This is a genomic window from Methylomonas sp. MED-D (assembly GCF_050276835.1).
Classification (GTDB): domain Bacteria; phylum Pseudomonadota; class Gammaproteobacteria; order Methylococcales; family Methylomonadaceae; genus Methylomonas; species Methylomonas koyamae_A.
Window position 1 is genome coordinate 981,715 of sequence record NZ_CP189965.1, and the last position, 25,077, is coordinate 1,006,791.

Genomic DNA, 25,077 nt, shown 5'->3' on the forward strand with positions numbered 1-25,077 from the left:
AATCGGGATGGTTTTTATCCCCTGACGCCGCGCCGAGCACCGGAGGGTTTGGCGAGAAGTTGCCCGCAGGGGCGCGGCAGGGATGCCGCGCGTTTTCGGAGGGCTAGGACAGCCCTTCCGAAAACCCTCGACAAACCCGCAGGCGCGCAGGATTAAAGCGGCATGGGGCCGCCTTTCTTTTGGATACTTTTCTTTGGCGGAGCAAAGAAAAGTATCGCGGCTGTCGGTCCGCGAACCAGCATTAAATCACCCGTCGCGTCAGCGACACAACATATGAAAGCCATCCACCAAAACATCACCAAAATCCGCCGCGACTACAACCTGCTGGTCGCCAACGAAACCCTGGAAGACTACGCGCTCCGCTACGCCCCGCGCAGCTTCCGTAAATGGTCCGAGTTCGAAGTCGCCAATACCGCCTTCGGCTCGACCTCGTTTCTGGTGCTGGAAGCGATCGGCGGGTTTTTGTCGATCAACTACGGCTTCACCAATGCCTTTTGGGCGATCATCGCGGTCGGCGTGGTGATCTTCATCACCTCGCTGCCGATCAGCTATTACGCGGCCCGCTTTCATATCGACATCGACTTGCTGACCCGCGCCGCCGGCTTTGGCTACATCGGTTCGACGGTGACCTCGCTGATTTACGCCTCGTTTACCTTCACGCTGTTTGCGTTGGAGGCCTCGATCATGTCGCTGGCGCTGGAGTTGTATTTTCAAATACCGCTGGCCTATGCCCACGTGATCAGCGCGCTGATCGTGATTCCGCTGGTGACCTTCGGGATTACCACGATCAGCCGGATGCAGTTGTGGACCCAACCGGTGTGGCTGGCCTTGCTGATCGCGCCGTATATCGCGGTGGCACGGACCGAGCCGGAAGCGTTGATGACGTTGGAGACCTATTTTTGGATCGCCGGCAGCGGTCAGGGCTTCGATTGGCTGCTGTTCGGCAGCGCGGCGACGGTGGCCTGTTCGATGGTGGCGCAGATCGGCGAACAGGTGGATTTTCTGCGGTTTTTGCCGGACAAGACCGCCGAGAACAAATGGCGCTGGTGGGCAGCGATGCTGAGCGCCGGGCCGGGCTGGGTGGTATTCGGCGTGCTCAGGCAGTTGCTTGGCGCCTTGTTGGCCCATTTGGCGATACGCCACGGCATCGCCCCGGAACATGCCCACGAGCCGACCCAGATGTATCTGGTGGCGTACAACGAACTATTCGAAGACCCGCGCTGGGCCTTGGCCGCGACCGCCTTGTTCGTGGTGTTGAGCCAAATCAAGATCAACGTCACCAATGCCTACGCCGGGTCGCTGGCCTGGTCCAATTTCTTCTCGCGGCTGACTCACAGCCATCCCGGCCGGGTGGTGTGGTTGTTGTTTAACGTGATGATCGCGCTGCTGTTGATGGAGTTCGGCGTGTTTGGCGCGCTGGAAAAGGTGCTGGGGCTGTTTTCGAATATGTCGATCGCCTGGATCAGCACGGTCGCGGCCGAGTTGATGATTAACAAGCCGCTGGGCTTGAGTCCGAAGGAAGTCGAGTTCAAGCGGGCCTATTTGTCCGACCTGAATCCGGTCGGCATGGTGGCGACCTTCGTCGCGTCGGTGGTGTCGATACTGGCTTACGTCGGTTTGTTCGGCGAATGGCCCAAAGCCTTTTCGGCGTTCATCGCGCTGGGCCTCGCGTTCGCGCTGGCGCCGTTGCTGGCGTGGTGGAGCAAGGGCCAACATTATCTGGCGCGCGATCGCGACGAACACAACCGCTACGCCCGCAACACTTGTTCGATTTGCGAGAATGAGTTCGAACACGACGACGTGGCCTATTGTCCGGCCTACGCCGGCAGCATTTGTTCGTTGTGCTGCACGTTGGACGCGCGCTGTTTGGACGCCTGCAAGGTCGGCTATCGCTTCGACGATTATTTGGAACGCCTCGCCAAACGCGGTTTGCCGAATTTTTTGAGTCTGTACGTGCGCCTGCGGCTGTTGCGCTTCGGTTTGTTGTTTGTGTTTCTGTCAGTGTTGACCGGGATTTTCGTCAGCATCATTTACTACCAGGATTTGTTGAGCATTCGCCAGGATTGGCCGGCCTTCCAGTTATTGCTGAACAATTTCCTGAAAATATACGCCTCGTTGCTGGTGTTCATCGGCCTATGCACTTGGTGGCTGATCTTGAACGCCGAGAGCCGCAAGGTGGCGCAAGAGGAAACCGCCAAACAGACCCAGCTCCTGTTGCAGGAAATCGAGGAGCATCAGAAAACCGACTTGAAATTACAACAAGCGCTGAAAATGGCCGACGCCGCCAATCAGGCCAAGAGCCGTTTTCTGAGCAGCATGAGTCATGAAATCCGCTCGCCGCTGAACAGCATCATCGGTTACGCCCATATTTTGAACCAAGACCCCAGCATTCCGGAACACCGGCGCCAGGCCGTCGATACCGTCAAGCGGAGCGGCGAGCATTTATGCGCATTGATCGAGGACATTCTGGATATTGCCCGGATCGAGGCGCGCAAATTCGATCTGAAGCAGGAAGCCTTTAACTTTCCGTTGTTCATCGAGCACTTGGTGCATACCTACCAGGCACAGGCCGAGGACAAGGGCTTGCGCTTCGTTTGCCAGATCGGCAACACCCTGCCGCAGCGAGTGCGCGGCGACGAGAAGCGGGTGGGGCAGATCTTGATCAACTTGCTCGGCAACGCGGTCAAGTTTACCGACAGAGGCGAAATCGTGTTGCGGATAGGCTATAGCGGCGGCGTTGTCAATTTTCAGGTGATCGATACCGGCGCCGGCATAGCGGATGAGCAATTGCAAAATATCTTTCAGCCCTTTACCCGGCTCAATCAGCCGACCGGCAACGCGGTGGCCGGCAGCGGCTTGGGTTTGACGATCAGCAAGATCTTGACCGAAGTGATGGGCGGCGAAATAACGGTGAAAAGCCGACTCGGCGAGGGCTCGACCTTCAGCGTGCGCCTGCTGTTGCCGAGTTTGAACGTCGATGCCGAGCCGGAACCGCGCGCGGACATCGTCGGCTATCACGGCGTCCGCCGCAAGATTTTGGCGGTGGACGATCAGCGCGAGCATCGCGATTTGCTGCGGGCTTTGTTGGAGCCCTTGGGCTTCGAGGTTTGCGAAGCGGATTCGGGCGAGGAATGCCTGGTTCGGGTAGCCGAGCAATGTCCCGATCTGGTGATGTTGGACATTTCGATGACCGGTATCGACGGCATCGAAACCGCGATCCGGCTGCGCGAGCAGGGTTGGGCGATGCCGATCATCGTACTGAGCGCCAATGCCTATCCCAGCGACCGGCTGGCGGCGCTGAATGCCGGCTGCAACGACTTTCTGGCCAAGCCGGTCCGGGTGGGCGATTTGATGGACAAATTGAAATTGTATTTGGCGCTGAGCTGGCTGTACCGCGACGAGGTCGCGGCGGTCGAACCGGGCGTTCGGGCGGCGTTGGCGGTGCCGCCGGAACCTCTGTTGCAGGGCTGTGTCGATTGCGTAAGGATCGGCGATCTGCTGGCCCTAAAAAAGCAATTGGACGAACTGGCCGCGGCGCATCCGGACTATGCCGGCTATTTTGCCAAACTGAAAACACTGGCTGGCGAGTTCCGGGTCGGCGAACTACGCAAATTGTTGAACATGAACCCGAAAACGCAGGAGGCACGATGAACGGCACCTATGGCAGTAGTGGCACGGTCTTGATCGTCGACGATACGCCGGGCAATCTGGCTCTGTTGTCAGATACCTTGTCGGAAGCCAATTACCGGGTCTTGGTCGCCACCGACGGTTGCTCGGCGATCGAACAAATTCAATACGTCAAACCCGACATCATTTTGTTGGATGTGATGATGCCCGGCATCGACGGCTTCGAAACCTGTAGCCGGCTGAAAGCCGATCCGGCCACCGCCGCGATTCCGGTGTTGTTCATGACCGGCCTTAGCGAGCTGGACCATTTGTTGCGCGGTTTCGGCGAAGGCGCGCTGGATTACATCGTCAAACCGATTCGGCCGGCCGAAGTGCTGGCGCGCATCGAAGTGCATCTGACTCAAACCCGCAATCTGCTGCGGGCCGAAGGAGTGCTGGACGACGGCGAATTCGCCGCGCTGGCGGTCGATGCCGGCGGCCGGATCGTCTGGTTGACGACGGCCGCCGCCGCCTGGCTGGCGGATTTTAAGCGCGGGCAGGGAGAGGCGGGGGCGTGCGGACTCGGCGACGCGTTGCCGGGCCGCTTGTTGGCCTGGTTCGCCAACTGGCGCGGCGACGGCGCCAAGGCGCCGGACGAGGAAAGCTTTGGCGCAGCAACTGGCTTCAGCGTTGAGATCGGCGTGTGCCACCACCCGGACGAATACCTGTTGTTGCTCAGGCGCGAGGACGACGGGGCCTGGAATCCGGAACAATTGCGCGAGCGCTTGAAATTGACCTTCCGCGAAGCCGAAATTCTGATGTGGATTGCTCGCGGCAAAACCAACAAGGAAATCGGCATCATCCTCGGCAGCAGCCCGCGCACAATCAACAAGCATCTGGAACACATCTTCGAAAAACTCGGCGTCTCGACCCGCGCGGCGGCGGTTGCAGCGGCATTGCAGAGCGGTTGAGCCATAAAAAAGCCCGCGGCCGGATCGGCGGCGGGCTCTTCGGCGCGGGCGATCGCCGGCTTAGGGCATGTACATGCCGCCGTTGACGTGCAGGGTTTCGCCGGTGATATAGGAGGCTTGCTCCGAGGCTAGGAAGGATACCGCGTGGGCGATTTCTTCCGGCTGACCGAGGCGGCCCAGCGCGATCGCGCCCAACAGGCTGTTTTTGATGTCGGCACCCAATTCCTTGGTCATGTCGGTATCGATGAAACCCGGCGCGACGGTGTTGACGGTGATGCCGCGCGAGCCGACTTCCTTGGCCATCGACTTGGCGAAACCGACCATGCCGGCCTTGGCGGCGGCGTAGTTGGTTTGGCCGGCGTTGCCGGTCGAGCCGACCACCGACGAGATATTGATGATGCGGCCGTACCGGGCCTTCATCATGCCGCGCGAGACGGCTTTACACATTCTGAACACCGAGGTCAGATTGGTGGCGATGATGTCGTCCCATTCCTCGTCTTTCATCCGCATCAGCAAGTTGTCGCGGGTAATGCCGGCGTTGTTGACCAGCACGGCCGGCGTGCCGAATTCGTCGCCGCTGATTTTGACGAAGTGCTCGATATCGGCGGCGTCGGCCACGTTCAGCTTGTAGCCCTTGCCGTTGTCGCCCAAATACGCGGAAATGGCGTCGGCGCCGGCGGCGGAGGTGGCGGTGCCCAGCACGTGGAAGCCGTCGGCGGCCAGTCTTTCGGCAATGGCCCGGCCGATACCCCGGCTGGCGCCGGTGACGATGGCGATTTTTTTATCCATTCAATTGCTCCACAACGTTGGCTAGGGTGTCCGGATCGTAGACCGCCAAGTGGGCGGCGTCCGGGGCGATGCGTTTGTTCAGGCCCAGCAGCACTTTGCCGGGACCGCATTCGACAAAGGCGGTCACGCCTTGTTCGTGCATGAATTTGACGCTCTCGACCCAGCGCACCGGTTTGAATAGTTGTTCTTTCAGCGCATAGCGGATGACTTCCGGCGAGCCGTGCGATTTGACGTCCGCGTTGTGGATCAACGTCATCGCCGGCATGTCCAGCGCGGTGTTTTCCAGCAACGCCGCCAGTTGGCCGGACGCGGCTTCCATTAAACCGCAGTGCGAGGGGACGCTGACCGGCAGTTTTAACGCGCGCTTGGCGCCCAGTCCTTTCAGAGCGTCGATGGCTCTATCGACCGCTGCGGCGGCGCCGGCAATCACGACTTGGCCGGGGGCGTTGAAATTGGCGGCCGCGACGATTTCACCGTTGGCTACTTCGGCGCAGGTGTTAACTACTTGGTGGTCTTCCAGGCCGAGGATGGCCGCCATCGCGCCCTCGCTGGCCGGCACGGCTTCCTGCATCAGGCGGCCGCGTTCGGCGACCAGTTTGATCGCGTCTTGGAAATTCAGCGCGCCGGAGCAAACCAAGGCGGTGTATTCGCCCAAGCTATGGCCGGCCATCCAGGCTGGACGGATCGTGGTGGTTTCGCACCAAACCCGCCAAGCCGCGACGCCCGCCGCCAGCATGGCCGGCTGGGTGTTGCGGGTTTGATTCAGGTCGGTTTCCGGACCGTTGGCGACCAGATTCCACAGATCGAATCCCAGTGCTTCGGAGGCTTGGGCGAAGGTGTGTTCGACGGTCGGGTGGGTTTCGGCCAGCGCGGCCAGCATGCCGATGCTTTGCGAGCCTTGGCCGGGGAAAACGAAGGCCAGATTGTAGCTTTGTGCGTTTGGATTCATTTCAGTACCGAATTAAAGCGGAACCCCAGGTAAAACCGGCGCCGAAGGCTTCCATCAGCACGGTTTGGCCGCGTTGAATACGGCCGTCGCGCACGCCTTCGTTGAAGGCCAGCAGCACGGAGGCGGAGGAGGTGTTGCCTTGGTTTTCCAACGTGAGGATGACTTGGTCCATCGACATGCCCAGCTTTTTGGCGGTGGCGGCGATGATGCGGGTATTGGCCTGATGAGGCACCAGCCAGTCGATATCGCTTTGCGCCAAACCGCTGGCTTCCAGGGTTTCGTCGACGATGCGACCCAATGTGTTGACCGCGACCTTGAAGACTTCGTTGCCGCGCATGCTGATATAGGGCGCTTCGTCCTGCTTGGCGGTCGCCGCGACTTGCGGGTTGGGGCAATACAACAGGTCTTCGTAGCCGCCGTCGGAATGAATATGGGTGGACAGGATGCCGGGCCGGTCGCCGGCGCTCAGCAACATCGCGCCGGCGCCGTCGCCGAACAGGATGCAGGTACCGCGGTCGCTCCAATCGACGATACGCGAGCAGATTTCGCTGCCGACCACCAATACGGTTTTGGCGAAGCCGCTTTTGATGTATTGGTCGGCGACGCTGAGGGCGTAGACGGTGCCGGAACAGGCGGCCTGAATGTCGAAACCCACGCCGCGCTTGATGCCCAGGCGTTCCTGCAATAGGCAGGCGGTGCTGGGGTAGACTCGCTCCGGCGTGCCGGTGGCGACGATGATCATATCGATGGCGTCGGCCGGCAGATCGGCCATCTCCAGCGCCTGACGGGCGGCGATCTCGGCCATGCTGGACGCGGTTTCGTCCGGTCCGGCGATCCGCCGGCTTTTGATGCCGGTGCGTTCCTGGATCCAACTATCCGACGTATCGACCATCGTTGAAATGTCGTCGTTGGTTCGGACGGTTTCGGGCAAGTAGCCGCCGGTGCCGATCACTTGAGACCAGATTGTCATGCCACAACCTTTTGGGCTAGCGCGATTTCCAATTTTTCGCTGATTTTACGGATGACGCCTTGCGCCACTTCGACTTCGGCCAGATGGATCGCGGTTTCGAAGGCCAACGCGTCGGCGCCGCCGTGACTTTTGATGACCAAGCCGCGTAAACCGATGAAACTGGCGCCGTTGTAAAGACGCGGGTCGATGCTGTCCTTGAAGCGTTTCAGCACCGGATAGGCCACCAGGCCAGCCAGCTTGGTCAGCCAGTTTTGCGAAAAGCTGTCCTTGAGTTTGGAACTGATCATTTTCGCGGCACCTTCGATCGATTTTAACGCCACGTTACCGACAAAGCCATCGGTGACGATTAGATCGACCTTGGTATGGCCGGCGTTGATCGAATTGCCTTCGACGTAACCGATGTAGTTGAGCTCGGAATTTTCCAGCAATTTCGCGGCCGCCTTGACCTGCTCGTTGCCTTTCATGTCTTCTTCGCCGATGTTCAACAGGCCGACGCGGGGGCGTTCGATGTTTTCGACCGCCTTGACCACTTCCTCGCCCATCACCGCGAATTGGTACAGGTGCTCGGCGCTGGAATCGACGTTCGCGCCCAGGTCCAGCACATGGGTGTGGCCGAAGGTGGAGGGCAGCGTCGAAATGATGGCCGGCCGGTCGATGCCGGGGATCATTTTCAACACGAAACGGGCGGTCGCCATCAACGCGCCGGTATTGCCGGCGCTGACGCAGGCGTCGGCCCGGCCTTCCTGAACCAGGTTGATCGCGACCCGCATCGACGAATCTTTCTTGTTTTTCAGAGCCTTTTGTGGCGGTTCGTCCATTTCCACCACCTGCGATGCATGTTCAATGCTAAGCCGGCCGGCGAATTCGGTCAGGGCCGAGCCGAGTTTGTCCTTCAGCAAGGTCTCGTCGCCGACCAGGATCAAATTCAGTTTCGGGTTTTTTCTTAGACAAACCAGCGATGCGGGTATCGTGACTTGCGGTCCGAAATCCCCGCCCATGGCATCGATAGAGAGAGTTACGCTCACGCTTGGGATTAACTCCTGTGGTCGGAAGAAGCCGACAACAGCAGAAATACCCGTCGGCTTTACGTGATGGTGAATTTGCGAAGATTAATCTTCGTCTCTGCCGGCAACGATCTGGCGGCCTTTGTAAAAACCGTCCGGGGTCATGTGGTGACGCAGATGGGTTTCGCCGGTCAGGGTGTCCTGAGACAGGGTTTTGCCGACCAATGCATCGTGTGAACGACGTTGACCGCGTCTGGAACGCGATACTTTGCTCTTTTGTACTGCCATTTCAATCTCCAGTTTTTTTAAGTTTTGCTAACACGGAAAAAGGATTGTCTGCCTTAGTCCGGCTATCGGTGTAGTCGTTGTCCGAGGAGCTGTTGCGCTCGAGACAGCGGTGCTCGTGTCTGGGAAAATCCGGAATCGCCAGCAGGATTTCGTCCTCGACAACCGCGTGTAGCGAGATTTTGTCGTCGTCCAGCACTATCGGTTCGTAATCTTCCAATCGTTCGGCCTCGGTCGGCGTGGCGACGACGGCCAATTTGAAGCGAATGTCCAGTGGCCAGGCCACGCCTTGCAGGCAGGACTGGCATTCCAGTTGCACCGTGCCGACGATTTGGCCGCTCAACACGACACGCTTGCCTTCCTTGTCGAATTCCAGCCTGACGTCCACCGCGCCGTCGCGCTCGACAACGTAGTCCGACAAGCGTTCGAATTGGGCTAGCGCGAGCTGGCCCGCCACGGTGCCGCGCCTTTCGGCGAACACCAGAGGATCGATACGGTCGGGAAACTTGTCTGACATAACTGTACAATGATACAGACTACTCGCGGCCGCGTCAAACAAACACTCGATTAAACAATCACCTAGCCATGTCCGCTCTCGTTCTCGCTTCCGGCTCGTCTTATCGTCGGCAATTGCTGGCGCGCTTGCAGCTCGCATTTACCGTCGCCGCCAGCGACGTCGACGAGACGCCGCTGGTCGGCGAAACACCGGCCGACCTGACGGCTCGCTTGGCGTTGGCCAAGGCTCAGGCTTTGCGCGCCGTGTATCCAGAGCACTTGATTATCGGCTCGGATCAAGCGGCGGCAATAGACGGTGCTACCCTGGGCAAACCCGGTGGTCGGGAGGGGGCGATTCGGCAGCTCGCCCTTCAAGCCGGTCGGGTCGTGACATTTTACACTGCGGTTTGTTTGCTTGACGCCGGTTCCGGCCGCTGCTGGTGAGATCTCGATGTCTGCCAAGTGCATTTCCGGCCACTGACGCCGGCGCAAATCGAGCGTTACGTCGATCGCGAACAGCCGTTCGATTGTGCGGGTAGTTTCAAGTCCGAGGGATTGGGAATCGCGCTGTTCGAAAAAATCGTCGGCGACGATCCGAATGCCTTGATCGGCTTGCCGCTGATCAAACTGACCACGTTACTGGAACAGGCCGGCGTTTCGGTTTTGTAGGGTAGCGCGAACTTTAGTGAAAGCGCTTGCCCGGCGACAGCAATTCGAACATGTGCATGAATTCGCCTTCCACCTGTCCCATCAAGGCGATGATTTGTTCGCGGCTCAGCCGGGTCAGCGACAGCGATTGTTCCGACAGCATCGCCGCCGTGGCCTCGACGCCGTCCGCGTAGCGACCGCTATCGGCCAGCAGGGCCGAGATGTGTAGCAAGTGAGCGTCCAGTTTGTGGACCAAGGCGCGATTCGGTTCCAGGTAGCAGCCGACGGTTTCGTATAGGGATTCCGGTAGGCCCCAGCTTTTCAGCAGTTCCTGACCGACGTCGGCGTGGGTAAAGCCGATAATCTGGTATTCGAAGCCGGGTACCAAGCCGCGGTCGTGGTTGGCCGCCAGCAATACGGTCCGTGCCGCGTCCGGCATTCGTATATACAACACCAGCGAGCCGATGTCGTGCAGCAGGCCGGCCAGAAACAGCCGCTCGGCGTGTAACACGCCGCTGCGTTTGGCGAGCAGCCGAGCGATGACGCCGCAGTGCACGCTGCGCATCCAGTAGGCGGTCATATCCACCAGCTCGCAGGGAATCCGGCTGAATTCGTCGACGACCGACGTTGCCAGGATTAGATTGTTCAGATCGTCGACGCCGATAATGGTGATGGCGCGCGAAATTGTGTCTACCTTGGACTGAAAACCGTAAAACGGGCTGTTGACGATGCGCAGCAGCCGGGCGCTCAGTGCCGGGTCCTTGGAAATCACCTTGCCGAAATCCGTCATCGTGTAACGCGGATCGCGCACCATTTCGTTGAGTTGGAAATAGATGTCCGGCAGCGAGAACAGCTTGGTCGTGTCGTTGACCAGACTTTGTAGCGAGGACACGGGCACTAGCCTTTTCCGTAGAGCGACATCACATGTTGGACATAATTTTGAGTCTCGGGGTAGGGCGGAATCGTGTAGTTATACTTCATCACCGCACCTTCGCCGGCGTTGTAACCGGCCACGGCCAATTTCAGGTTGGAATTGAACATCGCTAATAGATCCTTCAGGTAGCGGGTGCCGCCGTCCACGTTTTGTTCGGCGTCGCGCCGGTCGCTGACGCCGTAACGCCGCGCGGTGTCCGGCATCAGCTGCATCAAGCCGACGGCTCCGGCGGACGACACGGCATTGGGGTTGTAGGCCGATTCGGCCTGAATCACCGCATGCAACAATTTGGGGTCCATCTGATGCTTGGCGGCGGCTTTGGCGATCAAGTCGTTGAACTTGCTTTTGTTCGCCGACAGATATTTTAGATCGTGATTGTAAGTTTTGGGGCGGGTGCGGATGATCAGCCGGTAGTCGAAGCCTTTTTTCGGCTCGTCGGTGTAATACACCCGGCCGTCAGGCGCGACGTATTTGTAGATATCGGCCTGACCCGACCCGACGGCGAACAGCAGAAACCAAGCGGCGGGCAAGCGTTTCATCGCCATATTCGGCTAATCCGCCGCTAAGATCCTGATCGCGGCGGCGGCCCGCACCGCGTTGGCGGTGGCTTCCTCGACATCGGCGGCGGTCGCCAGCGCGACCCCCATCCGCCGGGCCGCGAAGGCTTCCGGTTTGCCAAACAGTCGCACTTCGCTGTCCGGCACCGCCAATGCTTGCGCCAAGCCGTGATAGACCACGTTTTTCGCATCAATGCCGCCCAAAATGACCGCGCTGGCCGCGACCTTGTCCAAGCCGGTGTTGACCGGCAGACCTAAAATCGCTCTGGCGTGCAAATCGAATTCGCTCTGGCGTTGGCTGACCATCGTTACCATGCCGGTATCGTGCGGGCGCGGGCTGACTTCGCTAAACCAGACTTGATCGCCGCTGACGAAGAGTTCGACGCCGAACAAGCCCAAGCCGCCCAAGGCTTCGGTGACGTTGCCGGCAATCTGCCGGGCCAGTGCCAGCGCCGCGTCGCTCATGGCCTGCGGTTGCCAGCTTTCCCGGTAGTCGCCGTTTTCCTGGCGGTGGCCGATCGGCGCGCAAAAATGGGTTTGGACGGTACCGTCGGCGTCCAACGCGCGTACCGTCAGCAAGGTAATCTCGAAATCGAAATCGATTTTGGCCTCGACGATGACCTTGCCGGTATCGGTTCGGCCGCCGGCCTTGGCGTAATCCCAGGCGGCCTGGAGTTGATCGGCGGATTTAACCATCGATTGGCCCTTGCCCGACGACGACATGGTCGGTTTGATGAAGCAGGGATAGCCGATACCGTTTTCGACCGCTGATTTTAACTGTTCGAAGGTTTCGGCGAAGGCGTATCGGGACGTGGGCAAGCCCAGATGCTCGGCGGCCAGTTGGCGGATGCCTTCGCGGTTCATCGTTAGTTGGATCGCCCTGGCGTTGGGTACCACGGTTGCCGAGCCTTGCGCTTCGATGTCGGCCAGGGCGCCGGTGGCGATGGCTTCCAGTTCCGGAATGATGTAGCGCGGCTGCTCCCTGGCGATCAGGGCCGTTACCGCCGCCGCGTCGGTCATGTCGATGACGTGGCTGCGATGGGCGACCTGCATCGCCGGGGCATTGGCGTAGCGGTCCACCGCGATGACTTCGACGCCGTAACGTTGCAGCGAAATTGCGATTTCCTTGCCCAATTCGCCGCTGCCCAGCAACAGGGCTTTAGTGGCGGCGGCGCTGATGGGGGTTCCTAGTGTCATCACGATTGGGCTAAATAGTGGTCGATATCTTGTTTGGAAAAGCCGATTTTCTTGGCCACCCGGTCGGCATGGCTGATCCGGGAAATGCCGGCTACCAACTTGAAGGTCGGCAGATCGTCGGCGAATTCGACTTGTTTGGGATCGGCGATTTTGCGTTTGACGAATTCGTCCACCAGTTGATGGTTGTGGGTAATCAGGATCGTACTGTTGCCTTTGCGGTAAAAACCGTCCAAGACATCGATCGACGATTGCATCTTCTCTTCAAAAGTAGTGCCTTCCGCCATTTCGTCAAGCACGACCAAGCTTTTCGCACTGCTGGCCAGGAAAATGTCCCGGGTGCGTTTCAGCTCGGTGCCGAAGCGGCCCTCGCCGTCGTCGAGGTGGCTGATTTCCGGCGCCTGGTAGAAAATTCGGTCGGCGACGCTGAGTTTGGCCGACTTGGCCGGTACGAAGCAGCCCACCTGAGCCAACAACTGGATTTGGGTAACGGTCTTGCAAAAAGCGGTCTTGCCGCCGCTGTTCGGTCCGGTGACGCAGACCAGACGGGCTTGATCCATCGTAAAATCGTTGCCGACATAGTCCGGGTTTTTATTGCCGAGTACCGGATTTTTAGCGTCGGTCAATACCATGTCGTGGCGCTCGCCGCCGTGCAGTTCCGGCAGCACCATATCGCTGCCGTAATGTTCGGCGTATTTGATGAAGGCCAGCAATTCGTCGAGTTGGCCCAAGGCGTCCAGCAAATCGCCCAGCGCCTTGGATTGGCGGAAGATATTGCGCAACGGAATGATGCAGTTGTCGCGGTCGTAACCGCCGACCACCGGAATATACACCAAGGCCAGCGGCAAAAAGAATACCGAGGCGATCGACAGGCCGTCGCGGGTCACTTCGAATATATTGGACGGGAAGACTTTGGTTATGCCCCAGATCACCGCGACGATCATGGCGATCAGTAGCGGCTTGAACAAGGTCGGTCGGAATATCGTCGCCGGCGCGAACGAGTGCTTGCGCTCTTCCTTGCTTTGGATGCCTTTTTCGCTGTTGTACACCGGGCCGACCATTAGCGAGTATTCGTTGCTGTCGGCAAACGCGGCGATTTTGTCGAAGATGGCTTGCAAGTACGGTGTTTTCGGCTTTCCGGAATTGTGGATGGCGCCGACCAGTTCCAGCGGAAGGCGGATGCCGCGACTATAGGGTTTGTAGCCGTAGCCTTCGATTTGATGGTCTTGGCGGGCGGTGCCGAAACTGCCCAGAAACTCGCCGAACAACAATACGTAGAGGCGTTTTTCGGTTTCGGCGGCGCGGGCCACGATCGTTTCGATGTTGTCGCGTACCGCCGGATTGTCCTGAATTTCCCGCACCGCCGCTTGTTTGGCGGCAATCGCGTCGGCGTCGGCCAACGGCTGGGTCAGCGAGCGGTACAGCACCGATTGGCCGGCGGTCGTCGCGGCGTAATTGACGTGGTCGAACAATTCGTCCACTTCGATGGTGTTGAACGCGCCTTGGTCGATGACGCCGGCGCCGGTCGGCGGCGGGGTGCTGGATCGCACCGTGGGCCATTGGTCATTCCAGCTTTCTAAGATATTCGCTTGCATGCTGCCTCCCCGGTTTTATTTTATGGTTCCGCGTTTCTAACGCGCGGTTTCGATCAAAGCTTGCATCACCTCGACGTGGGCGTCGCTGTCGTTCAAGGCCGGAATATAGCGGTAGGTTTCGCCGCCGGCTTCCAGAAAAATCTCCCGGTTGGCGATGGCGATTTCTTCCAAGGTTTCCAAACAGTCTACCGAGAATCCGGGGCACAGCACATCGATGTTGCGTATTCCCTGGGTCGGCAGTTCCGCCAAGACTTCCACGCAATAAGGTTTCAGCCATTCGGCGCGGCCAAAACGCGATTGGAATACCAGACGCCATTGGCCGTCGGCCAGTTCCAATTGCTCGGCAATCCGTTTAGCGGTGGCTTGGCATTGGTAAAAATACGGGTCGCCGAGTTCGGTCAGTTTAGCCGGCAGGCCGTGGAAGGACATTAGCAGACAGTCGGCTTGGCCGTGTTCGGCCCAATGCGTGCGTACCGAATCGGCCACGGCCCGAATGTAGGCCGGGTGTTGGTGGAATTCGCCGATAAAACGCAGCGACGGCAGATGCCGCCAGCCGACGAAGACTTCGGCGACCACGTCGAAAATCGACGCGGTGGTGGTCGAGGAATATTGCGGATACAGCGGCACGACGACGATGTCTTCGACGCCGTTTTGCTTGAATTCGGCCAGTTTCTCGGCCAGCGCGGGTTTGCCGTAACGCATCGCATATTCGACTTGAATGTCGGTGCCGGCCAGGCGCGCGGCCAGTTTTTCGGCCAGCCGTCGGGTGAACACGATCAGCGGCGAGCCTTGCTCGGTCCAGATCGCGCGATAGGCGTGGGCCGATTTTTTCGGGCGGAACGGCAGAATGAACAAATTCAGGATCAGCCACCACAACGGCCGAGGCAGATTGACGACGCGCGGGTCGCCCAGAAACTCGCGCAGAAAGCGGCGCACGTCGCCGATCTTGGTCGAGGCCGGCGAGCCCAGATTGACCAGCAGAACGCCGGTTTTGCGTAGCGCTTGCCGGCTCATGTTATTTGCGGTTGATCAGATTGAGGAATTCGGAACGGGTGCTGATTTCCTGACGGAAAATCCCGGTCATTACCGACGTGGTCATTACCGAGTTTTGCTTTTCGACGCCGCGCATCATCATGCACAAATGCTTGGCTTCGACAACCACCGCCACGCCGCGCGCGCCGATCGCGGTTTCCACCGCCGTGGCGATCTGCCGGGTCAGTTGTTCCTGGATTTGCAGGCGGCGGCCATACATGTCGACGATCCGCGCCAGTTTGGACAGTCCCAGCACCCGGCCCTGCGGCAGATAACCGATGTGGCATTTGCCGATGAAGGGCAGTAAGTGGTGCTCGCACAACGAATACAGTTCGATGTCCTTGACGATGACCATGTCCTCGGTGTCGGCCTGAAAAATGGCATCGTTCAGCACGTCGTCCAGCGTTTGCTGGTAGCCCTTGTTCAGGAATTTGAAGGCTTCGGCGGCGCGTTTGGGCGTGTCGCGCAAACCTTCGCGGTTGACGTCTTCGCCTATCGCTTGAATGATTTTGGAAAAGTATTCTTCCATTGCCGTCCCCCAGGTAAAAAAATGCGGTGAGTATACCGTATCACCGGGTAAATTCTAAGGCGTCCAGCAAGACCCCGGCGCCGGCGCCGGGTTTGTTGGCATTCTCGCTGAGATGGCGCCGCCAGGCCCTGGCGCCGTCGACCCCGTGGAACAAGCCCAGGATATGCTTGGTGATCGCGTGCGGGCGCACGCCCAACCCGGCCTGTTGTTCGAGATAGGGCAGCATGGCTATCGCAATCTCGCGGCGGCTGGGAATCGTGCCGCTATTCCCGAACAGCTGGCGGTCGACTTCGGCCAGAATATAAGGGTTGTGATAGGCCTCGCGGCCCATCATCACACCGTCGATTTCTTGCAATAACTCGGCGGCGCTGTCCAGCGATGTCACGCCACCGTTGATGGCGATCGTCAAATGCGGAAAATCCTGTTTCAGTCGAAACACCACGTCGTATTGCAGTGGCGGAATCTCGCGGTTTTCCTTAGGCGACAGGCCCGACAGCCAGGCTTTGCGGGCGTGGACGATGAAGGTTTCGCAACCGGCAGCCGCCACCGTCGCGACGAACTGCGCGAGCTCTTCATAGGAGTCCCGGTCGTCGATGCCGATGCGCGACTTGACCGTTACCGGTATCGTCACCGCCGCGCGCATCGCCGCGACGCAATCGGCCACCAGTCCCGGCTCGGCCATCAGACAAGCGCCGAATCGGCCGTTTTGGACCCGGTCGCTCGGACAACCGACGTTCAGATTGACTTCGTCGTAGCCGTAGTCTTCGGCGATTTTTGCGCACAGCGCCAAATCGGCCGGATCGCTGCCGCCCAGTTGCAGGGCCAGCGGATGTTCCTCGGCGTTATAACGCAAATGCCGCTCCCGCCCGCCCTGCAAAATCGCTCCGGTGGTGACCATTTCGGTATACAGCAAGGCCTCGCGGGTCAGCAGACGATGAAAGTAGCGGCAATGCCGGTCGGTCCAATCCAGCATAGGCGCAACGCTGAAGCGGTGACTTGCGAACGGCCGGTTTTCGGTGTTTTGCATTCCTCAATATTCCACGAAATTTCAGACTAAGGGGGACAATCGTATCGCAACACGGTGCCGCCTACCGAAACTGGCGCGTTTAGTTGTCATCCGCGCGGGACCGCGCCGGCTTGGCGGGCAGACGGCTTTACAGCGAGTAACTGATGCTGAATCCGAGCCTGACGTCCTGGTCAAGAACCGGTAGCGAGCTTTGTTTGTTGGCGAACGTGCCGACTACGGTACCCATCACCGACCAATGGTCGTCGATCGAATAGGTCAGCATCGCGCTGGTCAAGGCTTGGCCGGCGTTGAGCGTGCCTTGGTTGTAGGAGATGAAGGTTAGGGTGTCGTTCCAAAAGCGGCAGTTGTAGCGTATCAGCCAGGTACCGAAGATGTCGCCGTTGCTGGTGCGCTCGCTGGCGGCCAAGCCGGTGTCGTGGTCCAGAAACGAGCGTGCCTGTACCGAGGCATTGATGTTCTGGTCGTTGGTCAGCGCGTAGTCGAAGCCGAAGGATGCGCCGATTTGATCCTTGCGCGCGGTCGAGGTATGCGGGATCGGCGCAAGGATGTTCGTGTCCTCGAGCAGGCCCACGCTGTAGGCCAAGTCCAGCTTCAGCAACAACTTGCCGATGGCCTGGTTGGCGCTGGCGCCCAGCAGCCAATAACCGTTGTTCTTGGACTGGATGTGGCCGTTCAGCGTGGTCGGCGTCAGATAATGCAATTGGTTTTCCTGCAAATAGGCCGCCATCAGGGACAGGTCGCTGTGTTCGACCGACCATTGCATCCGCGCGCCGACTTCAATCGGGTGCCGGTCCGGGCTGGGATCGTCGATCGGAAATAGCGGTGCCGAGTAAGCCGGGCTGCCCTGACGCGGCAGCGGATTGAATTGCGGATTCAGATTGACGAACATGGCCCACCGCCGATTGGCGGCGAAATGCTCCCAAACCGCGAACCATTGGTTGATGCGGGCGTCCTCCACCTCTATCGTGCTCAGGTCGCGGTATTCCAACACGTTCAAGGTGTCCAGCACCGAATTGCCCTCGGCCTCGCCCCACACCAAGGTCTGTCTGCCCAGCTTGAAGGTGTGGCTGCCGAAGGTCTTGCTCAGATACAACTCGTTTAGCCGCATTTCGACGTTGTCCAGGCGCTGTTCCATTTCGATGGACTGGCTGCTCAAGCCCTCGAAATCGTAATCCGACGGCCAGTACAGCTTGGCCTGACCGCTGCCTTGCAGATTCCAGCCGGGGGCGAAGGGGTTTTGATATTTGACCAGCAGGCCGAGACGGTTGTCTTCGACGGTGGCTTGTTTGTGGACGCCGGAACCGGTTTTGTGGTCGTGAACTTGCGCGTAAAGCAGTTGGGTGAATTTGAAGGTAAATCGGTCCAGCCAGCCTGAATCGGTATCGGCCGGCGGCGATGCCGAGGCGTCGTCGAATGCTAGCGAGCCAGTGTCCGGCAAGTCCAGCACCGGTTCGGACGCCAACGCCGCCGCGCCGGGTTCGGCTCTCGCCGGGAGCGCCAGACTCAAGACGACGGCCAAATACAGCCGTGACCGCTTAGGGCCAGGTTTGCGCGGTGGGCAAGCAATCACCGTCAGTTCGTTTGGGCCCGCAATTGTTCCAGCGTGGTTTCTCTAAAAGCCACGTCGGTTAACGTGCGCTGGGTCAGAAAGTCGTCGGGGATTTTTACGCTGCTGTTGATTTCGCTGCGGGCCATATTCGATAAACGATTGGTGACCAGATTCATCATGGTTTGCGAACGCGCCGTCCAGACGCCTTTGATTTCCTCGACCTTGGAAGTCAGCAGGCGCTTGATTTCCTTGTTTTGCTTGTCGTACAGCTCGACCCGCAACGACACGTAGCGCTCCTTGTCGACGTACATTACCCGGCGGCCGTAACGGGTCTTGCGGGCGCGCTCGGCATTGGGGATGGTTTCGATTTTCCAGACCGGCCGGCCCGCTTCCACGGTGTCGCCGAGCACGTTGATCGTGTAGTCGTCCAGTTTGCCGGTTTCGGTGTCCTCGGTGGTGAATTCCGAGCCGAACAGCGAGGCCGGTTCGGAATCGTCGTCGGAATTACCGCTGGCAATACGCTTGACCTTACCCAGCGCCGACAGGTAGAGCCAGGTTTCGTTGTCCTTGCCGGTTTCGTCGTAGGTGTAATTCAACATGCCGACGCCTTTTTCGGAGGCCGGTTCCAGTACGATGGTCACCGCCTTGGTGTCTTTTTTGTTCTTGCCGTCGTTGATGCCGACCGCTTCCAATAGTTTTTCCCGAGGCGTTTCGGCGCAGGTGATTTTGTTGTCCTTGATGCCGTACTGGCAACTGGACAGGCGCGATTTGACGAAGGCCGAGTCGGTGATGCTGCGCTGGTAATCCGACAGTTTTTCCAATATGGCCCGCCCGTCCGGCGCGCCGCCTTCCTCGGCCGCCGCCGGCTGAGCCAGTAAGGCGCAGACAGTCGCCAGAATCAGCCGATTTGCAAAGCGATTACACATGCTTGAACCTCATAAATTGACGGTCGTATCGACCTGTTTGAGACCGAATTTCGGTTTGAAAGCCACCAGCAACGCCGGTAGCAAGAACAGTTCGCACAAGATGCCGACGAAAATCGCCAAGCCGCCGAAGATGCCCATCTTCGCGGTGCCGAGGTAGTCGGAAAAACCTTGAATCGAAAAACCCAAGCCCAACACCATGCCGGTAAACAGTATCGATGGGCCGACTTCCTCTATCGTCTCCCGCAAGGCTTCGGCCATGTGCCGGGTCTTGATCAGCGCCTGTCGGTAATGGGTCATGAAATGGATGGTGTCGTCCACCGCCAAGCCGATGATGACCGGCGCCAACAGCAAGGTGTCGGTATCGAGCGGTATGTCCAGCAAGCCCATCAGGCCGTAAGTGAACAAGGCCGGAATCACGTTGGGAATCAACGACAGCAAACCGGCCTGCACCGAACCCAGCGTCAGGAAAATGATCACGCTGATGACGCCCAGCGCCAACAAAAAGCCGTCGTATTGCGAATGGGCGATGATGGCCTGGGTGCGCATCGCCAGCGGAACCGTGCCGGTCAAGGTGACTTCCAGATCGGGAAACTCGTTCTTCACGTCGCCGAACACTTGTGCAATTTCCCGGTTCACTTCGTCGAAGAAGGCTTGATATTGCGAAGAACCGGCGCTGTACACGTTGACGCTGATATGCGACTGGCTATAGTCGTCGGACACGATGCCGCGCCGATCGGCCGGATTGACGCTGTTGAACAGATACAACAATTGCGCCACCATCGTTTGGGAATCCGGGATACGGTAAAACTCCGGCCGGTCTTCGTTCAAAACCCGGTATGTATCCTTGACCAGATTCGCCAACGAATACGTCCGGCTGACCTTGTCCGGATATTTTTCGGCGATTTTTTGTTGTAGGCTATCGATGCGGGTCAGGATTTTCGGGTCGAGAATGCCGTCCGCCGTTTTGGTATCCAGCATGATTTCCATGTTTTGGGTGCCGGCCATCTTGCCGTCGGCGGTTTGGTAGGCGACCCGGATGGCGCTGCCTTCGCGGGTCAGTTCGGTGACGTTAGAGTCGATGCGCAGCCGGCTTTCGCCGTACCAGCAGGCCGCCACCAACGCGCCGAACAACAGCAAGGACAGCCGAAATTGCCGCGAGGCCAAGCGCGGCACGGCGCTCAACAAACGTTTCTGGCCGCGGATCACCGCGTAAGTCAATACCGAAATCAGCGCGATATAGCCGCCCACGCTCAAGCCCAAGGCCAGCATGACCAAGCCGACGTAGGCAATGGTGCAGACCGAGCGGGTCGCGGTAGACAGTGCCAGCCAACGATTCGCGATACGGCGCGGCCAGCCTGGTTTGACCGATGCGTCGGCCACGCCGGGATGCCAGAAATCCAATAGGATCGGCAGCAACACCACCGAAAATAAGTAGGCCAAGCCGACGCCCAAGGTGGACATCGCGGCGAACACCCGGATCGGATAAAGCTCGGACGAAATCAGCGAAAAGGTACCGGTCATATTGGTGATGCTGGTTATCAACATCGGCAAACCGGCGGTGGCGTAGGCATCCGAGAGCGCCTGCCGGTGGTGGTCGCCTTGCTGGCGGCGCGCTTGGTAAATGCTGATGACGTGGATGCAATCGGCCATGCAGCAAACGAACACCAGCATCACGGTCAGACTGATCATCGTCGATAGACTCTTGCCGGCCCAGGCGACCGCGCCGGTGACCCAGACGATGCTGAACAACACGATCAACACCGGCCACAGCACCGCGCTGAACGAGCGGAACAGCACCCACAGCAGTACCACGTTGATCAGTATCATGCCCAGATTCAAACCGGCCGATTGCTGCAGCACTTGCTGAACGAATTCCATCAGCGGCGGATAACCGACCGAATAAAATTCGAAGTCGTTGTCGTAGCGTTGGTACACCGCTTTCAAGGCCTTGACGAAGCGGGCGTAAACAAAATTATCGACCTTCTCGTATTGAATGGCCTGCACTTCGGCGCTGTCGTCGAACTTCAAGGTTTCGGCGCCGCCGGCCACATCGCCGAAGCTGTCGTCCAAGGCCACGCCGTCGGCGTTGACCTTGGGCACGTAGTCCTTGACCGGTATCGCGCCGAAATCGGTTTGGATCAACACCGCCGCGTATTGGCCGTCCGGCGAGTAAAACGCCAAGCGATAGTCTTTTTGCGCCAGGGCCTTGGCTTTGATTTCGGCCAATTCGGCTGGATTGTCGGGCAAATGGCGCGGCACCAAGTGGTTGGAATGCAGGGTATCGCCGTCCGCGCTCTGCACCCGGATGTTGCTTAAAGACTGCACCCGGCGAATATGGCGCAGTTCGTCCAAGTTCGCGGTCTGTCCGCCGGCATCCTTGACCTTGTCGCCGAGTTCACGCCAGTTTTCCAAGTCGTCGGTCAAGGTTTGCAAGGCGGCCAACGAACGCCGCGAGAAGACGTTGCCGTCCTTGGCCCGGTAAACCAAAAACACCGAGTCGTCGCTACCGAACTGGCGGCGAAACTTATCCAACGCGACGATGGCCGGGTCGCTTCTATCCAGAAAGCTGTTCGCGGCGGTGTTAATGCTGGTGCGGGTCAGCGCCCCGAATAGCAAAAACAGGGTTAGCGCGAGGGTTGACAGCAAAATCCACCATTTAAACCGTATCACCCGTGTCGGGACTCCGGCAAAATATCCGTTCAGACTGTCGAACAATTTTTCCATCGCTACTCCATTGCGCCGCTGCCGAAAGTGGGGAATCGATTTCGGCGGTTAAGTTTTTAGGTGTCTGAAGGCGCGGGTGTTGCCGGGGGGAGCTGAAAAAAATCGCGCCGCTTACGCCCGCAAGCAATTACCAAGCCAAGCGAAAGGTACCGAATAGCAAGGCTTCCGGACTCTCGAAGGGTGTCCGAATCACTAAACTACGTTATTTGACTCAGACAGCGCGTGAAATGGCGCGATTGAGCGGCTAGGAATAATCGATGAGCTGGGTTGTGCGCGGCCCGGCTAGCGGTTTGGAGTACAAGCCGAGGTTTGTACTCCGCCGTTCGTTGGCGCCCATCGGGCATAGAGGCGACACCACTCCGCCTCGAAGACGGTAGGACCGGTGTTACGGCGTTGCTACTTGGTAACGCCGCACGCTCGGATCGGCTTCGATATCGGCGTCCCGGAACAAACAAGGTCGCCAGCCTTTCTTGGAGAACAATTCAGTCTGGTCCGCGAAATGCGGCGACTCGGGGTCGGTCGATTGCGAGAAGGCCAGCACCGCTTGACCATGCGGGCCTTGCGGCGTTAATTCGACCGCCAGCAAAAACGAGGTGCCGTAATTGACCACGTAGCCTTGGTCGGTCAAACCGGTGGCCGGATTCAGCACTTTTCCCCGTTGGGTACCCGGTAGCAAGGTGTCGTTCGAGCCGCTGTAAGCCGCCATGTTCAAAATGCCTTCCTGGCCTTGACCACCGTGGATAGGAATCTTGGCGGCGTTTTTCTGGCTGAATTGCAGATCGCCCAATTTGGCATCCAATGCGATGCCGGCTTGCCGCAGCGTCTGCACGGCCTTGCCCAGCGCCAGCAGCGCCGGGTCCGGACCGTGTTTCGGCGCGGGGGCGAGGCCGTCGGGCGTCGTGAGCGGCGCGGCCGGGTCGAAGGCCCGGGCAAAGATCTTGTCCTTGGCCGACATCATCGTATCTTCGTGGCCGCCGGCTTCCGGGCGAAACGTGCTCAGAAACTCGCGAAACAACACCGCGCCGCGGCTTTCCAAATCGAAGCGTTCGTCCCAGTTGGCCAGTATTCGGCGCGCTTGGCTCAAATCGACGCGCTCGGTGCCGATTTTGACCGATTTGGCGGCGCGGCAACGTTCCACCAGGGCGGTTCTGAACAAGCGGCCGGCCAGCGATTGGTTTGACAAGGCCGCCTCCTTGACCGACTGCAACGAAAATTTAGCGTTTTGCCGGGTCAAGGCCAGCGCGTTCATCCGGGTCCGCAGCGACGGCGGCAGACGCTCGTCGCCGTACAGCGCGTAAAAGCCTTCCAGCGGCTGCTTGGGATTGCTCAGCCAGTGGCTGTCGTTGGCGTTGAACACGAAATCGCTACGCAGCAGTTGCGGCGCGCGCTCGAACGGTAGCAAGCCCGGCTTGCGGGCGGCCGGGTCGTTAAGCCATTCGTCGCGCGATGTGCTGCCGTCCAGCAAATAGATGCCGTGAAACGCGTATAGCGCCGCGACGCCCGGATCGCTTTGCTTGGCCTGTTGCCAGGCCTGCAACGCGGCCGGCGACAAATGCGGTACCGGCGAACTGTCGGCGTACCAAGCTTTGCCTTCCACGGACGTGGCGATGGTGTTCGAGAACGGTACGCTACCGGCCCAACGCCGGTGGGCGTCGATCAGGCCGTCCAAGTTCGTTGCCTTGGCCATGTCGAAAAATTGGGCGAGCATCGAATCGTTGTCGATATTGGCGTCGCGGTAAGTCAGAACGTGCTGATTATTCCATGCCAGATCGGCCATGCCGCCGGTCAAGGCGGCCGGAATAGACAGGATCGGTCCGTAGTGGCTGCGCCACAGCTTGCGGGTTCTGGGTTCCAATATGCCCGCGCCGTTCAGCACCTCTATCGTGTAATCGGTCGATTCCATCGCCTTGATTCCGTCGTCGTAACGATAGCGAGTTGGATCGCCCGGATCCAGCGCTAATCGGTAGAGCGTGGCTTTCGGCGACGTCGTTACGGTCAAGGTCCAGGCGACTGCGGCATTGAAGCCGACCAGCGTGTTCGGTACGCCGGGGACGGTGATGCCGTAGACGTCGAGTTTGCCCGGCACCGTGACGTGCGACTCCCAAGCCTGCAATGCGCCTTCCCACGGAAAATGCGGTTGGGCCAGCAATAGGCCGTGGCCGGACTCGCTCAAATCGCCGCCGATCGCCCAGCCGTTGCTGCCGGGCTTTGCCGAGTCGGCCGGGACCGCGGGCGGTGCCGATACCGGCGCGCCGTTGGCTTGCGGCGGTTGGGCGCTACTCAGGAAGGATGTCAGAAACCGGCCGCTTAAAAAAATGCTGAAATCGGTGGCAATCGCCAATAAATCAGCTGACGTAACCGTCACGTGCCGCTTCGGATCGCGGCAGGCGCCGGGCAATTTACCGGAATCGGCGACAGCCAGAAAACGGTTGATGCCGGCGGCATGCGCGGCCAGCATGTCTTGAATATCCGCGGGTAAGCCGGCCAATTTCTTTTCCGCATCGGCCACTAAACGCAGATGTCGGTAAGCAAAATCGCTTTCGACGTTAGCTTCGTAATCGCCGGCGCCGAAATAACGCGAACGTTGGCCGCGCACTTTGATGACTTGATCCAGCAATACGCAAATCCGGTCTTCGGCCATCGCATAGCCTTGGCCGAACCAGGCGCCGGGTAGATCCGGGGCGGAGATGTGCGGAACACCGTAACTGGTGCGCCGAATGGTTGCCGAATAGGCGCGTTCGCCGACCGCGGTCGGCATGGCGTTAGGTTCCATGTTTTTCAACGACTCCGAATGACAGGTACCGCTTAAAAACGGAATGAATATAAAAGCAGCCAACGCGCAAGCGTTTGTAAATGATCGATTGGCATTCATGGTTTCTCAAGAAAACTATAAAAAACGAATAATTGAATAAGCGCTTATTTAAAGCGGGAAAGTTTTTTCGTAATAAATGATGAGGTGATTATAACCATCCTGGATGGGTCTCGCTCTGAAAAAAGCGTGCGGCTGAATTGTAGTTAAATTTTTGAAAGTCATCAATCGCGGCTTTAAATTCATAACAGCTGGCAGATTAAGAATCGATGCTGAATTTTCGCGAAAAAAATTAGCTTTTAAGCTCAGCAATTGTTCTTGATTTTAGTTGGGTGTCGCTAGGCGGCTGGGCGCCGGTAACGACAATATCTAGTGTGCATGGCGGGCTAAAAGCTGTTCGTCCTAAGCCGGCAGTAGAGCATCGTACATGGTGTATAGAACCGGATCAATCCGAATAGTCATTCTGATCTCGGCGGTTGTCGGC

General features: G+C 58.9%; 19 protein-coding genes and 1 pseudogene. 3 read left to right on the forward strand and 17 right to left on the reverse strand.

Annotated features, from left to right (window positions below; all coding sequences use genetic code 11):
• Positions 1 to 273: 273 nt before the first annotated feature.
• Together ACQE3E_RS04395 and ACQE3E_RS04400 are read left to right on the forward strand one after the other, a co-directional pair.
• Positions 274 to 3,651, forward strand: coding sequence for a hybrid sensor histidine kinase/response regulator (locus ACQE3E_RS04395; RefSeq protein WP_427501261.1), 3,378 nt, complete (start codon positions 274 to 276; stop codon positions 3,649 to 3,651).
• Complete coding sequence (locus ACQE3E_RS04400) at positions 3,648 to 4,577, forward strand: response regulator (protein WP_427501262.1); 930 nt, start codon at positions 3,648 to 3,650, stop codon at positions 4,575 to 4,577. The genes ACQE3E_RS04395 and ACQE3E_RS04400 overlap by 4 nt, the downstream gene beginning before the upstream one ends.
• 60 nt (positions 4,578 to 4,637) lie before the next feature.
• On the opposite strand, the gene fabG is transcribed toward ACQE3E_RS04400, so the two are convergent.
• The 6 genes from fabG to ACQE3E_RS04430 form a co-directional block, all read right to left on the reverse strand.
• Entirely contained in the window at positions 4,638 to 5,366 is a 729-nt protein-coding gene (fabG, locus tag ACQE3E_RS04405; RefSeq protein ID WP_071155215.1) for a 3-oxoacyl-ACP reductase FabG, read from the reverse strand.
• Positions 5,359 to 6,315 (reverse strand): ACP S-malonyltransferase, encoded by a 957-nt coding sequence (gene fabD, locus ACQE3E_RS04410; protein WP_427501263.1) that lies wholly within the window; start codon positions 6,313 to 6,315, stop codon positions 5,359 to 5,361. The genes fabG and fabD overlap by 8 nt, the downstream gene beginning before the upstream one ends.
• 1 nt (position 6,316) lies before the next feature.
• Positions 6,317 to 7,285 carry a beta-ketoacyl-ACP synthase III gene (locus tag ACQE3E_RS04415; RefSeq protein ID WP_168031983.1) on the reverse strand — a complete coding sequence of 323 codons (969 nt, stop codon included), beginning with the start codon at positions 7,283 to 7,285 and terminating at the stop codon, positions 6,317 to 6,319.
• On the reverse strand, positions 7,282 to 8,310 hold the full coding sequence (gene plsX, locus ACQE3E_RS04420; RefSeq protein ID WP_082885389.1) for a phosphate acyltransferase PlsX: 1,029 nt from the start codon (positions 8,308 to 8,310) through the stop codon (positions 7,282 to 7,284). Before plsX ends, ACQE3E_RS04415 begins: the two co-directional genes overlap by 4 nt.
• Before the next feature lie 84 nt (positions 8,311 to 8,394).
• Positions 8,395 to 8,577, reverse strand: coding sequence for a 50S ribosomal protein L32 (gene rpmF / locus ACQE3E_RS04425; protein ID WP_064026096.1), 183 nt, complete (start codon positions 8,575 to 8,577; stop codon positions 8,395 to 8,397).
• 1 nt (position 8,578) lies between these two features.
• Entirely contained in the window at positions 8,579 to 9,091 is a 513-nt protein-coding gene (locus tag ACQE3E_RS04430) for a YceD family protein (protein WP_313728949.1), read from the reverse strand.
• Between the two features lie 68 nt (positions 9,092 to 9,159).
• Between ACQE3E_RS04430 and ACQE3E_RS04435 the strand changes: the two are divergent.
• A pseudogene (locus ACQE3E_RS04435) lies at positions 9,160 to 9,738 on the forward strand (Maf family protein).
• Between the two features lie 13 nt (positions 9,739 to 9,751).
• Here the strand turns inward: ACQE3E_RS04435 and ACQE3E_RS04440 are convergent.
• From ACQE3E_RS04440 to ACQE3E_RS04490, 11 genes are all read right to left on the reverse strand, one after another.
• Positions 9,752 to 10,609, reverse strand: a complete 858-nt coding sequence (locus ACQE3E_RS04440) for an HDOD domain-containing protein (RefSeq protein WP_064026102.1) — start codon at positions 10,607 to 10,609, stop codon at positions 9,752 to 9,754.
• A gap of 5 nt (positions 10,610 to 10,614) precedes the next feature.
• Positions 10,615 to 11,196: a lytic transglycosylase domain-containing protein gene (locus ACQE3E_RS04445; RefSeq protein WP_409521091.1), complete on the reverse strand. Its 582-nt coding sequence runs from the start codon at positions 11,194 to 11,196 to the stop codon at positions 10,615 to 10,617.
• A gap of 6 nt (positions 11,197 to 11,202) precedes the next feature.
• Positions 11,203 to 12,405, reverse strand: a complete 1,203-nt coding sequence (purT, locus tag ACQE3E_RS04450; RefSeq protein ID WP_313728946.1) for a formate-dependent phosphoribosylglycinamide formyltransferase — start codon at positions 12,403 to 12,405, stop codon at positions 11,203 to 11,205.
• Complete coding sequence (locus ACQE3E_RS04455) at positions 12,405 to 13,997, reverse strand: MutS-related protein (RefSeq protein WP_064026109.1); 1,593 nt, start codon at positions 13,995 to 13,997, stop codon at positions 12,405 to 12,407. The genes purT and ACQE3E_RS04455 overlap by 1 nt, the downstream gene beginning before the upstream one ends.
• A gap of 36 nt (positions 13,998 to 14,033) precedes the next feature.
• Positions 14,034 to 15,011, reverse strand: a complete 978-nt coding sequence (gene hemH / locus ACQE3E_RS04460; protein ID WP_313728945.1) for a ferrochelatase — start codon at positions 15,009 to 15,011, stop codon at positions 14,034 to 14,036.
• Between the two features lies 1 nt (position 15,012).
• Positions 15,013 to 15,558 carry a GTP cyclohydrolase I FolE gene (gene folE / locus ACQE3E_RS04465; RefSeq protein WP_064026113.1) on the reverse strand — a complete coding sequence of 182 codons (546 nt, stop codon included), beginning with the start codon at positions 15,556 to 15,558 and terminating at the stop codon, positions 15,013 to 15,015.
• A gap of 40 nt (positions 15,559 to 15,598) precedes the next feature.
• Entirely contained in the window at positions 15,599 to 16,585 is a 987-nt protein-coding gene (gene dusA, locus ACQE3E_RS04470) for a tRNA dihydrouridine(20/20a) synthase DusA (RefSeq protein WP_313728944.1), read from the reverse strand.
• A 127-nt stretch (positions 16,586 to 16,712) separates the two neighbouring features.
• Entirely contained in the window at positions 16,713 to 18,092 is a 1,380-nt protein-coding gene (locus ACQE3E_RS04475) for a DUF1302 family protein (RefSeq protein WP_427501264.1), read from the reverse strand.
• Between the two features lie 65 nt (positions 18,093 to 18,157).
• Positions 18,158 to 19,060, reverse strand: a complete 903-nt coding sequence (locus tag ACQE3E_RS04480; protein ID WP_313728942.1) for an outer membrane lipoprotein-sorting protein — start codon at positions 19,058 to 19,060, stop codon at positions 18,158 to 18,160.
• Positions 19,061 to 19,069: 9 nt separating this feature from the next.
• On the reverse strand, positions 19,070 to 21,784 hold the full coding sequence (locus tag ACQE3E_RS04485; RefSeq protein ID WP_427501265.1) for an efflux RND transporter permease subunit: 2,715 nt from the start codon (positions 21,782 to 21,784) through the stop codon (positions 19,070 to 19,072).
• Between the two features lie 385 nt (positions 21,785 to 22,169).
• On the reverse strand, positions 22,170 to 24,557 hold the full coding sequence (locus ACQE3E_RS04490; protein ID WP_427501266.1) for a penicillin acylase family protein: 2,388 nt from the start codon (positions 24,555 to 24,557) through the stop codon (positions 22,170 to 22,172).
• Between the last annotated feature and the right edge of the window lie 520 nt (positions 24,558 to 25,077).